The 16,350-nt window shown below is 63.4% G+C and carries 13 protein-coding genes; 5 read left to right on the plus strand and 8 right to left on the minus strand.

Going from position 1 to position 16,350, the window contains the following annotated elements; translation table 11 throughout:
• Nucleotides 1-920: lipid-A-disaccharide synthase (locus NKJ91_RS27975; protein WP_352458107.1), on the plus strand; the 920-nt coding region annotated here is incomplete at its 5' end.
• 106 nt (nt 921-1,026) lie between these two features.
• Here NKJ91_RS27975 and gltA read toward each other — a convergent pair.
• Both gltA and gltX read right to left on the minus strand, forming a co-directional pair.
• Entirely contained in the window at nt 1,027-2,355 is a 1,329-nt protein-coding gene (gene gltA, locus NKJ91_RS27980; RefSeq protein WP_023674946.1) for a citrate synthase, read from the minus strand.
• Between the two features lie 179 nt (nt 2,356-2,534).
• A complete protein-coding gene (gene gltX, locus NKJ91_RS27985) occupies nt 2,535-3,956 on the minus strand; it encodes a glutamate--tRNA ligase (protein ID WP_352458109.1) in 1,422 nt (473 codons plus the stop codon).
• Nucleotides 3,957-4,052: 96 nt separating this feature from the next.
• Here gltX and NKJ91_RS27990 point away from each other — a divergent pair, with 96 nt between their 5' ends.
• Nucleotides 4,053-6,518, plus strand: a complete 2,466-nt coding sequence (locus NKJ91_RS27990) for a ComEC/Rec2 family competence protein (RefSeq protein WP_352458110.1) — start codon at nt 4,053-4,055, stop codon at nt 6,516-6,518.
• On the opposite strand, the gene lexA is transcribed toward NKJ91_RS27990, so the two are convergent.
• Complete coding sequence (lexA, locus tag NKJ91_RS27995) at nt 6,512-7,246, minus strand: transcriptional repressor LexA (RefSeq protein WP_352448829.1); 735 nt, start codon at nt 7,244-7,246, stop codon at nt 6,512-6,514. The genes NKJ91_RS27990 and lexA overlap by 7 nt on opposite strands.
• Nucleotides 7,247-7,692: 446 nt before the next feature.
• Here lexA and kynU point away from each other — a divergent pair, with 446 nt between their 5' ends.
• Both kynU and NKJ91_RS28005 read left to right on the plus strand, forming a co-directional pair.
• Nucleotides 7,693-8,940 carry a kynureninase gene (kynU, locus tag NKJ91_RS28000; protein WP_352458111.1) on the plus strand — a complete coding sequence of 416 codons (1,248 nt, stop codon included), beginning with the start codon at nt 7,693-7,695 and terminating at the stop codon, nt 8,938-8,940.
• 95 nt (nt 8,941-9,035) lie between these two features.
• On the plus strand, nt 9,036-9,866 hold the full coding sequence (locus tag NKJ91_RS28005; RefSeq protein ID WP_352458112.1) for a hormone-sensitive lipase: 831 nt from the start codon (nt 9,036-9,038) through the stop codon (nt 9,864-9,866).
• Nucleotides 9,867-9,873: 7 nt separating this feature from the next.
• Here NKJ91_RS28005 and NKJ91_RS28010 read toward each other — a convergent pair whose 3' ends face one another.
• From NKJ91_RS28010 to NKJ91_RS28030, 5 genes are read right to left on the minus strand one after another with little or no spacing between them, the layout of a single operon-like run.
• Nucleotides 9,874-11,079 (minus strand): molybdopterin molybdotransferase MoeA, encoded by a 1,206-nt coding sequence (locus NKJ91_RS28010; protein WP_352458113.1) that lies wholly within the window; start codon nt 11,077-11,079, stop codon nt 9,874-9,876.
• A complete protein-coding gene (gene moaC / locus NKJ91_RS28015) occupies nt 11,079-11,585 on the minus strand; it encodes a cyclic pyranopterin monophosphate synthase MoaC (protein ID WP_352448833.1) in 507 nt (168 codons plus the stop codon). Before moaC ends, NKJ91_RS28010 begins: the two co-directional genes overlap by 1 nt.
• Before the next feature lie 2 nt (nt 11,586-11,587).
• Complete coding sequence (trpC, locus tag NKJ91_RS28020) at nt 11,588-12,400, minus strand: indole-3-glycerol phosphate synthase TrpC (protein ID WP_352458114.1); 813 nt, start codon at nt 12,398-12,400, stop codon at nt 11,588-11,590.
• A gap of 4 nt (nt 12,401-12,404) precedes the next feature.
• Nucleotides 12,405-13,415: an anthranilate phosphoribosyltransferase gene (gene trpD, locus NKJ91_RS28025; RefSeq protein ID WP_352458115.1), complete on the minus strand. Its 1,011-nt coding sequence runs from the start codon at nt 13,413-13,415 to the stop codon at nt 12,405-12,407.
• Entirely contained in the window at nt 13,412-15,304 is a 1,893-nt protein-coding gene (locus NKJ91_RS28030) for a SurA N-terminal domain-containing protein (RefSeq protein ID WP_352458116.1), read from the minus strand. Before NKJ91_RS28030 ends, trpD begins: the two co-directional genes overlap by 4 nt.
• Before the next feature lie 142 nt (nt 15,305-15,446).
• Here NKJ91_RS28030 and tpiA point away from each other — a divergent pair, with 142 nt between their 5' ends.
• Nucleotides 15,447-16,214, plus strand: a complete 768-nt coding sequence (gene tpiA, locus NKJ91_RS28035) for a triose-phosphate isomerase (RefSeq protein WP_352448837.1) — start codon at nt 15,447-15,449, stop codon at nt 16,212-16,214.
• Nucleotides 16,215-16,350 lie beyond the last annotated feature (136 nt).

Here is a 16,350-nt window from a genome sequence, read left to right on the forward strand (position 1 = left end):
CGGCAAACGCGATTGCCGGTGAAAAGCCCGATTGCCTTATCACCATCGACAGTCCGGATTTCTCGCTGCGCGTCGCCAAGAAGGTGCGTGCCGCCGATCCGACTATCCCGATTATCCATTATGTCTGCCCGAGCGTGTGGGCTTGGCGGCCGGGCAGGGCGGCGGCGATGAAGCCATATGTCGATCACATTCTTTGCATCCTGCCGTTCGAGGTGAAGGAACTCGCTCGCCTGGGCGGGCCGCCCGGCACCTATGTCGGGCATCGTCTTGCACACGATCCGGGCATAATCAGTGCCGCCAGGGCGCAGGCGCAGCCGCGTGACCTGTCCGCAGATCACGTCAAAACGTTGCTTGTACTGCCTGGTTCGCGTCGTGGTGAGGTGCGGCGCATGGTCGGGCCGTTCGGCGAGACGGTGTCGATCCTGCGGGCGCGCGGGCACCGCTTGCGCCTGCTGTTGCCGACGGTGCCGCACGTCGCCGATCTGGTCAGAACCTCGGTCGCGAGCTGGGACGAGAAGCCGGAGATCATACTCGATGCCGAACGCAAATGGCAGGCCTTCGGCAAGGCCGATGCGGCGCTGATCGCATCGGGGACAGTATCGCTGGAACTGGCACTGGCGAGTGTGCCGATGATCTCCTGCTACCGGCTCGATCCGGTCATGCGCATGGCGCAGCCGCTGATCAAAGTATGGAGCGCAGCCTTGCCCAATCTCATTGCCGACCGGCCGGTCGTGCCGGAACACTACAATCAATATGTGCGGCCGCATTATCTGGCGCGGCAGTTGGAAGCGCTGTTCTCCGATACCGCCTACCGCACCTGGCAGAAGCACGGTTTTGCCGACATTGCCGGGCGTATGGCAACCGCCAAGCCGTCAGGCGAGATTGCCGCGGGGGTGGTGATGGGGATGGTGAGGAAGTGAGTGAATTGTGAATAGTGAATTGTGAATAGTGGTTTCTATGGACAGGGAGCGACGCTTCGCTACTCCCATTCACCATTCACCATTCACCATTCACCATTCACCACCTTCACCGCTTCGCGATTGGCACGTAGTCCCGTTCCGGCGCGCCGGTATAGAGCTGGCGCGGGCGACCGATCTTCTGGTGCGGGTCCTCGATCATCTCCTTCCACTGCGCGATCCAGCCGACGGTGCGGGCGACCGCGAACAGCACGGTGAACATGGTGGTGGGAAAGCCCAGCGCCTTCAGCGTGATGCCGGAATAGAAATCGACGTTCGGATAGAGCTTCTTCTCGATGAAATAGGAATCGGTCAGTGCGATCCTTTCCAGCTCCATGGCGATGTCGAGCAGTGGATCGTCCTTGATGCCGAGCTCGCCCAGGACCTCGTGCGCGGTCTTCTGCATGATCTTGGCGCGCGGATCGTAATTCTTGTAAACGCGGTGGCCAAATCCCATCAATCGGAACGGATCGTTCTTATCCTTGGCTCGCGCAATGAATTCCGGGATGTGATCGACATGACCGATCTCGCCCAGCATGTTCAGGGCTGCCTCGTTGGCGCCGCCATGTGCGGGACCCCACAGGCAGGCGATGCCGGCAGCGATACAGGCAAAAGGATTGGCGCCCGACGAGCCGGCCAGGCGGACGGTCGAAGTCGAGGCGTTCTGTTCGTGATCGGCGTGCAGGATGAAGATGCGCTCCATCGCGCGGGCCAGCACCGGATTGATCTTGTATTCCTCGCAAGGCACGGCGAAGCACATATGCAGGAAATTGGCTGCGAAATTCAGCTCGTTCTTCGGGTAAATGAATGGCTGGCCGATGTGGTATTTGTAGGCCATCGCCGCGATCGTCGGCATCTTGGCGATCAGCCGCATTGACGCGACCATGCGTTGGTAGGGGTCCGAGATATCGGTGGAATCGTGATAGAAGGCCGACAGCGCGCCGACCACGCCGCACATCACCGCCATCGGATGCGCATCACGGCGGAAGCCGGTGAAAAAGCGCGACATCTGCTCATGCACCATGGTGTGGCGCGTCACCCGGTAGTCGAAATCGTCCTTCTGCGCCTTGGTCGGGAGTTCACCATAAAGCAAGAGATAGCAGACTTCGAGGAAGTCGCCGTGCTCGGCCAATTGGTCGATCGGGTAGCCGCGGTGCAAAAGAATGCCGGCATCGCCATCGATGAAGGTGATTTCCGATTCGCAGCTCGCCGTCGACGTAAAACCGGGATCGTAGGTAAAGACGCCGGCGGTGTTGTAGAGCGAACCGATGTCGATGACGTCAGGTCCTACCGAACCACTTCGTATCTTGAATTCATGGGTTTTGCCGCCGAGTTCCAGCTTGGCCGTCGATGCCTGGGTTTTGCCGCCAAATTCCATTTTTGTCGCAGGTTCGGTCATAGCAAACTCCTTTTTGTTTCCTCAGGCCGGCAAAGGCAAAATATCTGAACCCAACACGTCAAAAGCATCGGAAAACGCACATTTGCGCCCGCAATTGAATCTGCGCGGCAGATTAGGCCAAGACCCAATGTTGCACTGCGAAACACACCTTTCAATGCCAATCTTCTTGGGCCAGTTTGCTAATCGATTTGATCAGCGATCCGCGCCAGGCTTTCCTCGCGGCCAAGCACGGCCAGCACATCGAAGACACCTGGCGAGGTACTTTTGCCGGTGAGCGCGGCGCGCAAAGGTTGGGCCACGGCGCCGAGTTTATGGCCGGCGGCCTGCGCATAGTCGCGGATCGCGGCTTCGGCTGAGGCGGCAGACCACTCCGAAACCGTGGCTAGTGCCGCATGAGCGCCCCGCAGGATCGCGCGCGCCTCACCGCTGAGCAGCGCCGCCGCCTTCTCGTCGACCGGCAGCGGCCGCTCGACGAAAAGGAATGCAGCCCCTTCAACAAGTTCGACCAGCGTCTTGGCGCGCTCCTTCAGGCCCGGCAATGCGGCAAGCAGTTGCGCCCTGCGTCTGTCGTCGAGGCGCGCCGCGATTGCCGGGCCGCCTTCAAGATAGGGCAGAGTGGCGATGAAGATGTCGAGCAGCGCCGCGTCGTTCATCCGGCGCATATGCACGCCGTTAAGCGCCTCGAGCTTGGCGAAATCGAAACGGGCGGCGCCCTTGTTGACGTCGCCAATGTCGAACCATGCAATCATGTCGGCGATCGACATGATCTCATCGTCGCCGTGGCTCCAGCCAAGCCTCGCCAGATAGTTGAGCAGCGCCACCGGCAGGTAGCCCATGGCGCGATAGGCTTCGACGCCAAGCGCGCCGTGCCGCTTCGACAGCTTGGCGCCGTCGGCACCGTGGATCAGCGGGATATGCGACATCGACGGCACCTCCCAGCCCATGGCCTGATAGATTACGGTCTGGCGTGCGGCGTTGGTCAAATGATCGTCGCCGCGGATGATGTGGGTGATGCCCATGTCGTGATCGTCGACGACGACGGCATGCATGTAGGTGGGATTGCCGTCCGAGCGCAGAATAATGAAATCGTCGAGATCCTTGTTGGGAAAGCGCACGTCGCCCTGGACGCGGTCATGCACCACCGTCTCGCCGTCTGTCGGCGCCTTGATGCGGATCGCCCCCTTGGCGCCGGGCGGCGCCTCCGACGGGTCGCGGTCGCGCCAGCGTCCATCATAGCGGGGAGGCAGCCCCTTGGCCCGTGCGCTCTCGCGCATTGCCTCTAGCTCGGCAGGCGTCGCATGACAATAATAGGCCTTGCCCATACGAACGAGCTCCTCGGCCACCTCGCGATGGCGCGGCGCGCGCTCGAACTGCGAGACAGGCGCGCCGTCCCAGGTGAGTCCGAGCCAGGAAAGTCCGTCGAGAATGGCTGCCGTCGCCGCATCCGTCGACCGCTCACGGTCGGTATCCTCTATACGCAGCAGCATCGTGCCGCCCGTATGCTTGGCGTACAGCCAGTTGAACAGCGCCGTGCGCGCGCCGCCAATGTGCAGATAGCCGGTGGGCGAGGGGGCAAAACGGGTGACGACCTTATCGGGCATGGAACTCTCAGGCGGGCGAAGGAAGTGGGTTTGCGGACTTTCGCGCGTTGCGCGTTCATGTAGCATAGGAGGTCGAGGGCGCAAGGGGCAGACCCGATGGCTGTGCGAGGCCGAGGTGCGGGCGAGGGCGAGGACGCGGTCAACGGCGTCAGCGAACGCTTGCTGTTTGCTGCTCCCCCGCCTGTCCTGCCGGCACCGGCATTGCTACCCGCTCCGCGCTTCGATGCTCCGTCGCTGCCGGCCAGCGACCCAGCAACGGTTCTCGTGCCCGCGGGCGAGCCCATCGTACGCCTGCCCAGGCGTTTCCGCCTCCCGTCACCGTCCCGTATCCGCAACAGCGTAACCTCGGCAGCCGGCCTGGAACTCGACCGCGGCATCGCCTTCCTGCTGGTGCCGGTGTTCCTCGCATGCGGGGTGGTCGTATATTTCGGGCTGTCGGTGGAGCCGGCCTTTCCACAGCCGATCGCAATCGCGCTCCTCGCGGCCCTTTGTGCCGTCGTCTCGCGGTCATGGCCCAGGACGCGCCTGTGCTTCATGGTGGCGCTGCTCTGCGCGCTTGGCGTACTTGCCGCCAAGTTCGAGACATGGCGTGTCGGAACGCATATGCTCGGTTCCGAAATCTCGACGCGGCTGACGGGTCGCGTCGTATCGTACGAGCCCATGGCGAGCGGCCGCATCAGGCTGACAATCGATGTGATCTCAACCGCCAGGCCGACACTGCGCTACATGCCGGAACGGGTCCGCGTTTCGGCGATGAAGATACCGGCTGCGCTGACCGCCGGTTCCGAGATCACCGGCTATGTGCGGCTGCTGCCGCCGACCGGCCCGGTGCGGCCCGACAGCTATGATTTCTCCTTCGACAGCTATTTCGCCGGTATCGGCGGCAGCGGCTTTTTTCTCGGCAATCCGAAAGTCGTGTCGTCGGGCAGCATGCCGCTTGCCGCGCAGCTTTCTTCCGCGATCGAAGACGCGCGCGAATCCATCGCCGACCATATCCGCAGCCGCATCGGCGGCGCCGAGGGCGAGATTGCTGCTGCGCTGATCGTTGGCGTGCGCGCCGGCATTCCCGAGGAGATCAACGAAGCGATGCGGCGCACCGGCATCTACCACATCATCTCCATCTCGGGGCTGCATATGGCGTTGGTCGCCGGCACCATCATGGCGCTGCTACGGGGTGCCTTTGCGCTGTTTCCCGATTTCTCATCGCGACGGCCGGTCAAGAAATATGCCGCGGCCGCCGCGCTTTTTTCGATTGCGGCCTACCTCGTCTTTTCCGGCATTGTCGTGGCGGCCGAACGCAGCTTCATCATGCTGGCGGTGATGCTTATCGCCGTGCTGTTCGACCGGGCCGCGCTCACCATGCGCAACCTGGCGATCTCGGCCATCGCGGTCATCCTGGTGTCGCCGCACGAGGTGGTCGGTCCGAGTTTCCAGATGTCCTTCGCCGCGACGGCGGCCCTTGTCGGCGCCTATGCAGGCTGGTCCGATTACCGCGCCGGCAGGGCCACCACGCCGCCGCCGCGGCGGTCGCCGCTACGCTTTGCCACTCGAAAGGTCCTGCTGGGCATGTGCGGTCTGGCGATGACCTCGATCATTGCAGGGAGCGCCACGGCGCTTTTCGCCATATGGCATTTCCAGCGCGTGGCGCCGCTCAGCCTGTTCGCCAATCTGGCCATCATGCCCATCGTCTCACTGGTCGTCATGCCTTTCGCCGTGCTCAGTGCGCTGGCGATGCCGTTCGGCGCGGATGGCCCTTTCCTCTATGTCATGGGCAAGGGGCTGACGGCGATGATCGCCCTGTCCGGGTGGATCTCGGAGCGCTCGCCGATCGATGCGGTCGGGCTGATTTCGCTGAGATCCGTCCTTCTGGTGACGATCGCCCTCGTCATTGCCAGCATGGCGACGACCCGGTTGCGGCTGGCGGCACTTCCTTTTGCGCTCGCCGGCTTGCTGACGACAACGCAGACACGCATACCCGACGTATTGGTCTCGGAGGACGCACGGCTGGTCGCGCTGCCGATCGGCAGCGGTGAACTCGCGGTCAACCGGGCACGCCCGAATGAGTTCACCATCGACAACTGGAAACGCGCGCTCACATCAGAGGCTATCGTCGCGCCGGAAACACCTGGAAAGAACGACCCGCAATTCGACATTGCCGATCCGGCCGACCTACCGCCGGGCATGCCGTTCATTTGCACGGACGGCCTCTGCCTTGCCAGGCATCCATCCGGCGCGATCATCGCGCAAGCCAAGGACCGCGATACTGCGCGGCCAGCCTGCGCCTTTGCCAGCTTGATCGTCATCGACGACGCCACCGCCCATAACCCCTGCTACTACGACCGGCTGGTCCTCGTCGTCACCAAACGGCAACTGGCGCGCGCGGGAAGTGCCGCCGTCTACTTCGATCCACAAGCGGCAACGCGCGCCGAAATCCGTTTCGCGGTCGAAAAATCATACCGGCCCTGGCACGTGCAGCGGAAATTTTCACGCGCGACGCGCGGCCTGCCCCCATACCGCAGGGCCGACAATCCAAAAGCCGGCGCCAAGGGCGCAACTCAGTAGCGGCGGATCAGCCCAACGAGCTTGCCCTGCACCTTGACCCTGTCTGGTCCGAAGATGCGCGTCTCGTAGGCTGGATTGGCGGCTTCCAGGGCGATCGAGGCGCCCTTGCGGCGGAACCGCTTCAGCGTCGCTTCCTCCTCGTCGACCAGTGCCACCACGATCTCACCGGGGCTCGCCGTATCGGCATTGCGGATGATCACCGTGTCGCCGTCGAAAATGCCGGCCTCGATCATCGAGTCGCCTTTGACCTCGAGCGCATAATGCTCGCCGCCCATGATCATATCCGGCGGCACCGAAATCGAATGCGTCTGGTGCTGGATGGCGTCGATCGGCACACCGGCGGCGATGCGGCCCATCACCGGGATCGAAACGGCGGCGACGACATCGTCGTCATTTCCGGCTGCGGGCACGCGCGACGATGTCGGCTTGCCTTGCCGAGGACCGCCTTGCCCAAGACTGCCCTGGATGACACTCGGCGAGAACTTGCGTGCCGCATTGAGGCCGGGGGCGATCGAGTCAGGCAGGCGCAGCACCTCCAGCGCACGGGCCCGGTTGGGCAAACGGCGAATGAAGCCGCGCTCCTCCAGCGCCGTAATCAGCCGGTGGATTCCGGATTTGGAAGCCAGGTCGAGCGCTTCCTTCATCTCGTCGAAGGAAGGCGGGATACCGCTTTCCTTCAACCTTTCGTGGATGAACATAAGCAGTTCGTGTTGTTTGCGTGTCAGCATAGCGACCCCCAACAGAATCAGAAAAACAAACCCAGAACAAACACTATCTGTTCCAGTTGTGTTCCGCAACTGTTTAAAGTTTAATGAATGCGTTAAGGCTCGGGAAACAAACGACGTGCCCTACCGGCGTACCGCATTTTCATCGCCGCGAGCCTCATCGCCTTGATTCTGCTTTCGTTTGCGCCCTTCTGGCCTCCTAGAAGGCGGCACTGGCATCGGCCGTCGGTTGGTAAAAGGCACGGAATTGAACCGTATCGACTGTGCGGTTTGGTCAATGCACCGTGAACGAAACGAACTCAAAACGCCAACCTCGGGTTAAGTCCCGGTTTCCATCGCCTGGTCAGGCTGCTTCTCGCCGCTGGAGCCTTGCTGCGCGCAACCAGGTAATGGAAGAACAGTCGACGCGTGTCCGGCCTTGCGTTGGATCTTGGGGGAGCAGACAAATCATGACAGGAATTCCCGATCTCGTGGCCATAAAGGCGATGGATGCCGCGGATCCGCTGCGCGCGATGCGCGACCGCTTTGTGTTGCCGCAAGGAGTGATCTATCTCGACGGCAATTCGCTAGGAGCTGCTTCACGTGCCGCTTTCGATGAACTGCACAAGGCCGCGACCGAAGAATGGTCGCATGATCTCATCCGCGCATGGAACACGGCCGGCTGGTTCAACATGCCGCTTGAACTTGGCGACCAGCTCGGGCGCCTGATCGGTGCCGCGGCCGGCCAGACGGTGGTCTGCGACACGACATCGGTCAACATCTACAAGCTGCTGCACGCCGCCATGGCCATGCGACCGGAGCGGCAGGTCATCGTCGCCGAGGGCGATAGTTTTCCGACGGACCTCTACATGGCTGAGGGTGTGGTTTCGACGCGAAAAGATACGCTGCTGCGCCTCTCGGGGGTCGACGCGCCGACCATCGAAGAGCTGATCGACGAACGCACCGCCGTGGTGCTGGTCAACCACGTCAACTACAAGTCGGGCGAACTGCGCGACATGCCGGCGCTGACGCGCAGGGCTCAGGAAGCCGGGGCGATGATCGTCTGGGATCTCTGCCACACCGCCGGCGCGATGCCAGTCGAGCTCGACAAGGCAAACGCCGATTTTGCCGTTGGCTGCACCTACAAATATCTGAATGGCGGCCCGGGCGCGCCTGCCTTCATCTATGCGGCTGAGCGGCATCTTTCCGACATCCAGCAGCCGCTCACCGGCTGGTGGGGCCATGCACGGCCCTTCGCCTTCGAGCCAGGCTATGCGGCCGGCACCGGCATCCGCCGGTTTCTGTGCGGCACGCAGCCGGTCCTGTCGATGCGCACGCTGAAGGGCGCGCTCGACATCTGGAACGATGTCGACATGACGGCGGTGCGCAAGAAGAGCATCGCGCTGGCGGATCTGTTCATCGAGCTTGTCGAGGCAAAGTGCGGCACTTACGGGCTCACGCTCGAAAGCACGCGCGATGGGGAAAAACGCGGCAGCCAGATTTCATTCATGCATGAGCATGGCTACCAGGTCATGCGCGCGCTGATCGAACGTGGCGTGATCGGCGATTTTCGCGCGCCATCGACCATGCGCTTCGGCTTCACCCCGCTCTATGTCGGCTATGCCGATGTCTGGCAGGCCGTCAAAGTGCTTGAGGACATCCTGCGCACCCGTGCGTGGAAGGATGCGCGCTTCGCCATCAAAGCAGCTGTCACTTGAGATTGATGCGAGAGCTGGAATCGTGAGGCTGGCGACGATGCGCCGCGCGATGCTCACGGCTACGTTGCAAGGCCATATGCCAGGGAGGGCGCAGGGTGTTCGAACGTCACATTGCCGATTGGGACAACGCCTATGCCAACGGCGCCAACATAGCCGGCAGCGATCGCTGGCCGGCGGCCTGGATCGAGCCCGCGCGGGTTTTCCGCGACGTGCTTTCGACCGAGGGCAGGGCGCGGCTCGACATGGCCTATGGCGACAACCCACGCAACCGGCTCGATCTTTTCCTGCCGGCCATCAAGCCCAAGGGACTCGTGGTGTTCGTTCATGGCGGCTACTGGATGGAATTCGACAAAAATTTCTGGTCGCATCTTGCCACTGGCCCTGTTGATCGCGGCTATGCGGTGGCGATGCCGTCCTACACGCTCTGTCCGCAGATACGCATTGGCGGCATCGTCAAGGAAGTCGGCGCGGCGATCGGCAAGGCGGCGGCGATGGTCCCAGGGCCGCTGATGCTGACCGGACACTCGGCCGGCGGCCATCTTGTTAGCCGGATGGTTACGGCGACGACGCCGCTGGCGCCCGAAGTGGTCCGGCGCGTTCGTCACGTGGTGTCGATCTCGGGGGTGCATGATTTGCGCCCCATCATGCGCACCGGCATGAACGAGACGATCGCGATCGATGAGGCCGAGGCGCAGGCCGAAAGCCCGGTGCTGCTGCGCCCGATGGACAAGGCCCGCCTGACCTGCTGGGCCGGCGGCGGCGAGCGCGCCGAATTCCTGCGTCAGAGCGCGTTGCTGGCCAACATCTGGATCGGCCTGGGTACCGCGACCAGCTCGGTGGTCGAGCCTGACCGGCATCATTTCAACATCATCGACGGTTTGGCCGATCCAGACCATCCGCTGACCCGGACCTTGATCTCGGAGTGAGGCAGGTTCAGCGTAACATCAGCACGTCGCAGGGGGAGCCCGCCGCTGCAGCAGGTGCGAACGGCGCGCGAACGATCAGCCCGTTGGCATCGGCCAGCATTTTCAGCATCGAGGAGTCCTGGATGCCGAACGGCGTCGCCACGAGCGTACCGGCGTCATCTATGACAACAGCCCGCACATAATCTTGCCTGAGATCGTTGGCCGGCATGGCAGCACCGAGCCGTGCCCGACGTATATCCTGCTGAAAGGCGCGGCCGCCGAGCCGCGCCAGCAGCGGCTTCAGGAAGAGCTGAGTGCAGACCAGGCTTGCCACCGGATTGCCGGGCAGGCCGATGCAGCGAATGTCTCCCAGCCGCCCGAACATCAGTGGCTTGCCCGGCCGCATGGCGATCTTCCAGAAATCGAGCGTCATGCCTTGCCCGGTCAGCACGTCATGGACGAAGTCGTGGTCACCGACCGAGGCACCGCCCAGCGTGACGATGACGTTCGCGCCAGCCTTCACGGCCTTTTCAACCAGCGCAGCGATCGCCTCCCTGCGGTCCGGCGCGATGCCAAGGTCGAGCGCGCGCGCACCGACCGACTGTGCGGCAGCGGCGACACCATAGGCGTTGGAGGAGATGATCTGGTCGGGGCCAAGATCGCTGCCCGGCGGCAGCAATTCGTCGCCGGTGGCGATGATGGCGACCAGCGGCCGTTTGACCACGCGCACCTCGGGGTGATTGGCCGATGCCGCCAGCGACAAGGCTGCCGGGTCGAGCAGGCGGCCTTTGGGCAGCAGGACATCGCCCTTGGCGAAATCGAGCCCGAGGCGGCGGATGTTGCGCCCCTGCACCGTCGGTTCCGTCACTTCGACGCTGCCGCCACCGAGATCGCGGACGTTCTCCTGGATGACGATAGTGTCGGCGCCTTCGGGAAGCGGCGCGCCGGTAAAGATGCGCACGGCCTGCCGCTGCTGCACCGTTCCGGCAAAGCCGCGTCCGGCCGGCGCCATGCCGACCACCGAAAGCCTTGCCGGTACGGACGCGATATCGGCCGCCCGCACGGCATAGCCGTCCATGGCGGAGGCGTTGAACGGCGGCTGGGTGCGGAGCGCCACAACCGGCTCCGCCAGCACGCGGTCGGCGGCATCCAGCAGTGCGACGCGTTCGCCCGGCAGCGCTGCTGCGCCGTCCAGCAGGCGCTCGAGCGCCTCGGCAACTGGGACCAGCGCCATTAGCGGCCTGCCTCGGTGGCCCCGTCTCCGGTGATCTTGTAGTCGCCGGATTTGCCGCCGGTCTTTTCAACCAGCCTGATGCCGGAGATGACCATGGCGCGGTCGACCGCCTTGGCCATGTCGTAGATGGTCAGGCAAGCGACCGAGACGGCACTCAGAGCCTCCATCTCAACGCCGGTCTTGCCGGTGACGCGGGTCAATGCTGTCACCTTCAGGCCGGGCAGCGCGGCGTCCGCCTCGATATCGACAGATATCCTGGTCAGCAGCAGCGGATGGCAAAGCGGGATCAGTTCATGCGTCTTCTTGGCCGCCATGATGCCGGCAATGCGCGCGGTGCCCAGCACGTCACCCTTCTTGGCGTCGCCGGCGAGGATCATGTCCAGCGTCTCGGGCCGCATCGCGACAAAACCTTCTGCGACTGCAGTGCGCACCGTCTCAGCCTTGTCGCCGACATCGACCATGTTGGCTTCGCCCTGCGCTCCAAGATGGGTGAGGGCGGCCGCCATCCTCAAACGGCCTCTGCCGGCGCCTTGCCCGTCAACAGCAGGCGCGTTGCCGCGGCCACGTCCTGCTGGCGCATCAGGCTCTCGCCGACCAGGAAAGTCGCAATGCCGCTCTGCTCCAGCCGGCGGCAATCGTCGTGCGAAAAGATACCGCTCTCGCTGACCAGATGGCGGTCGGCCGGCACCATCGCTACCAGCCGCTCCGAGGTCTGTAGGCTGGTTTCGAAGGTCCGGAGATTGCGGTTGTTGATTCCGATCAGCCGCGACGACAGCTGCAGCGCGCGTTCCATTTCAGCCTCGTCATGCACTTCGACCAGCGCGTCCATGCCGAGCCCGAACGCTGTCGCTTCGAGTTCTCTTGCCAACGCGTCGTCGACGCTGGCCATGATGATCAGGATGGCATCGGCGCCCCATGCCCTGGCCTCGTAGACCTGATAGGGGTCGAACAGGAAATCCTTGCGCAGTGCAGGCAGCTCGACGGCAGCGCGCGCAGTGGTGAGGAATTCGGGCGCGCCTTGGAAGGAGGGTGCGTCGGTCAGCACCGAAAGGCAGGCGGCACCGCCCTTCGCATAGGCCCTGGCCAGCGTCGGCGGATCGAAATCGGCGCGGATCAGGCCTTTGGATGGGCTAGCCTTCTTGATTTCGGCAATCAGCGCGAACCTGCCGGATTTGCGCTTTGCTTCAAGAACGGAAAGAAAGCCGCGCGGCGCGTCGCCATCCGTCGCCCGTGCCTTGATCTCGGCCAATGACACGCGTGCCTTGGCCGCCGCGATCTCGTCGCGCTTGTAAGCCTCGATCTTGCGCAGGATGTCGGACATGGTGTTAACCGTTCGAAATCTCGATCAGCCTATCGAGCACTTTCAGCGAGCGGCCGCTGTCGATGGCCTGCGCCGCCGTTACCATGCCGTCGGCAAGCGTCGTCGCTTTGCTGGCCACTACCAGCCCGGCGCCGGCATTCATCAGCACCGTATCGCGAAAGGCGCCGGCTGCGCCGCCCAGCATGTCGCGCAGTGCCTGGGCGTTGTGGGGGGCGTCGCCGCCGCGCAACTCGTCCTTGGTGTGCCGCTTCAGTCCGACGGCTTCCGGGGTCAGCGTAAAGCTGCGGATCTCGCCGCCGGCCAGTTCGGCGACAAGTGTCTCGCCGGTGGTGGTGATCTCGTCATAGCCGTCGCCATGGACGATCCAGGCATGGTCGGCGCCAAGCTCCTTCAACGTTTCTGCCACCGGCATGATCCATTCGGGCAGGAACACGCCGACCATCTGCCGTCTGACACTCGCCGGATTGGAAAGCGGGCCCAGCAGGTTGAAGATGGTGCGGGTGCCGAGCTCGACCCGGGTCGGGCCGACATGCTTCATCGCCGGGTGATGCGCCGGCGCGAACATGAAGCCAACGCCGGCCTCGTGGATGCAGCGGCCGATCGTCTCCGGAGGGATGTCGATCTTGACGCCCAATGCGATCAGCACATCGGCGGCGCCGGTCAGCGAGGACAGTCCGCGATTGCCGTGCTTGGCGACGGGCACGCCGCTGCCGGCGATGACGAAAGCGGATGCGGTCGAAATGTTGACGCTGTGCGAATTGTCGCCGCCGGTGCCGACAATGTCGATGGCGCCCTCGGGGGCTTCGACACGCAGCATCTTGGCGCGCATGGTGGCGACGGCGCCGGCGATCTCGCTGACGGTCTCACCGCGCACGCGCAATGCCATCAAGAAGCCGCCGATCTGGCCGGGGGTAGCATCGCCGGACATGATGATATCGAAGGCCTCGCGCGCCTCCTCGAAGGAAAGAGCGCTGCCGGCGGCGACCTTGGCGATGTGGATCTTCAGCGCGCTCATCTGGCCAGGGCTTGGGTTACGGCCGTCTGATCGATGCGGACGTCATATTGCGTCTGCAACTGCGCTACCAACTGGTCGAGCAGGTCGTCGGACATGCCGGATGTGAAGGACTTCTGTGCGTCCTCGGGTACTGAACTGGCGTCGGCCCCGGCGGGCTCGAATACCTCGGCAACCTTGAACAGGATCTGTCCGTCGCCCGTAGGTGAGGGGATCAGCCCGGTGCCGCCTTCGCCGACGCCGAACATCGCGGCGGCCCCTTCCTTGCCGAAATCGACGTCGTCAGCATCGCGCTTGACGCCGCGCTTGGTCTGCTTTTCGAGCTTGAGCTCACCGGCGATCACCTCGAGCGTGGCGCCGGCCTTGAGACGCTTCTCGAGCTCTTGTGCTTTTGCGGTGAGCCGTTTGGTGGTCTCCGCCGCGGTCCAGTCGGCCACGACCTTCTGGCGGACTTCGTCCAATGTGCGGTCGCGGGCAGGCGTGATCGCGCTCACGTCGTAGAAGACGAAGCCGTTATCGGCGGTGGTGAGGCCTTCATTGTCGGTTCCGGGTTCGGATTCGAACACCGCCTTGATGAGTGCCGGCGATTCCGGCAGGTCTTTGACGATGCTTCCATCCGGCCGTTGGCCGGTGCGATCGATGGCATCGATGGTGACGACCTTCAGCTTCAATTTGGCGGCTGCCTCGGCGAGCGAACTGCCCGAGGCGCGCGTATCCTCGTAATTGTCGTGCACGTCCAGCAAGATGCGGCTTGCCTCGCCCAGTGCCAGGTCCTTGCGGATCTGCTCGGATACTTCGGCCAGCGGCTTCACCACTTCCGGCTTGATTTCGGTGACGCGCAGCAGAACGGGACCAAATGCGCCTTGTACGACCGGGCTGACCTCATTGACGTTGAGCTTGAAGGCAGCGTCGGCGACCGCCTTGTCGGCGATCTTGTCCTTGGCCAGCGTGCCGAGCAGCGTGTCGGCCGGCGTCTTGCCTTCGGCAGCGACGATCTTGTCGAAGGTCGCGCCGGTCCTGAGCGAATCGAGCGCCGCCTTTGCGGCATCAGGTGTCTTGAACACAAGCTGCTCGATGGTGCGCATCTCCGGCGTGGTGTAGCGCGCCTTGTTCTTATTGTAGTCGTCGCTGACCTGTTGGTCGGTCACCGCGCTCAAATCCATGATGTCTTCCGGTTCGAGCCTGACATAGGAGAACTTACGGTATTCGGGCGCGGCGTAGGTTTTCTTGTTTTCCTCGAAATAGGCCGAAAGCGCGCTGTCGGACGGCGCTTCTATCGGCTCGACAAGCGATTTCGGCAAGGTCAGGTAGTCGATGGTGCGATCTTCGCCGCGATAGAGCGCGACCGCCTTGAAGAATGTATCCGGGGCCTTGAGGCCGTCCGAAACCGCCTCGACGATCTGCTGGCGGACCGCGACCTGGGCGCGGTTCTTCAAATAGTCTTCCGGCCGCATGCCGATCTGCCGAAGCAGGTACTCGAAGGTTCTCCTGTCGAAGGTTCCGGCAGGCCCTTTGAACGCCGGGTCTTCACGCGTCAGTTCGGCGAGCCGGTCCTTGGACAGGCCGAGGCCGAGCTTGCGGGCCTGCTCGTCGAGGACGGCACCCGACACGAGTTGCGCCAGCACCTGGTTGTCGATGCCGAGCGCCGTCGCTTGCTCACGGCTGATGCGCTGGCCGAATTGCTGCGACATGACGCTGAGCTGGCGATCATAAGCGAGGCGGTATTCGTTGATCGAGACCTTGGTGCCTCCGGCCGTAATCACGGCGTCATGGCCGGCAAGACCGCCCATCAGGCGGCCCGAGATGCCCCAGACGGCGAAGCTCAACACCAACAATGACAGCAGCAGTTTAGCGACCCAGGTCCCCGCCGCGCTTCTCAACATACCAAGCATGAGTACTTCCGATTTTTGCGCATTTCGCATGCGCCGACTCTGAAACAAGCGCAATAGCGCCCTTCCTGCCCACTGTCGATTGCTTTGTGGCCTGATTTTGATAGTGAGGGCCAGCTGGAAATTGCCCGGAGAAACAAATCCCATGACGCCTGGAATCCGCCCGCTCGTCGCCGGCAACTGGAAAATGAACGGCACTAGCGCCTCGCTCAACGAGCTCAGGATGATCGGCAACGGCTTCATGAGTGGGCTCGACGCCGAGACCGAAGCGGTGGTCTGCGTGCCGGCGACCTTGCTTGCGCACGCCGCCGAGATTCTGTCGCGCACGCCGGTGCGGGCCGGCGGAGAGGATTGCCACACCGAGGAAAGCGGCGCCTATACCGGCTGCATTTCGGCCGAGATGCTGAAGGATGCAGGTGCCAGCCATGTCATCGTCGGCCATTCCGAATGCCGCGCCGATCGCAAGGAGGACGATGCCTTGGTCCAGGCCAAGGCCTCCGCCGCATGGCGCGCCGGGCTGGTGGCCATCATCTGCATTGGTGAGACAAGAGCCGAACGAGAAGCAGGAGCCACGCTCGACGTGCTGTCGCGCCAGGTCGCTGGCTCGGTCCCGCCAAACGCCACGGGTTCCAACACCGTCATTGCCTATGAGCCAATATGGGCGATTGGGACCGGCTTGACCCCGACCGCCGCCGACGTCGCCGAGGCACATGCGCATATCCGCGAAGAACTGGCACGGAAGCTCGGCAATACGGCGGCCAAGATGCGCATTCTCTACGGCGGCTCGGTCAAGCCGTCCAACGCCGTCGAGTTGCTCGGCGTCAGGAATGTCGATGGCGCGCTGGTCGGCGGCGCCAGCCTAAAGGCGGCGGACTTCCTCGGCATCGCGGAAGCCTATCGAAACATTGCTTGATACAAGGGCTGCTTGCTGCATTTGAGCGGACGGCCGGCGCCGAAATCGTTGCAAAGGACGCATTGCTTCCCATATTCCGGCCACGGGCTTGGAAATGCCGTCAAAGCATTGTATTGAGCCGCCTCCAAATCAGCGG

This window comes from Mesorhizobium sp. M0040, from assembly GCF_040323505.1.
Taxonomy (GTDB): domain Bacteria; phylum Pseudomonadota; class Alphaproteobacteria; order Rhizobiales; family Rhizobiaceae; genus Mesorhizobium.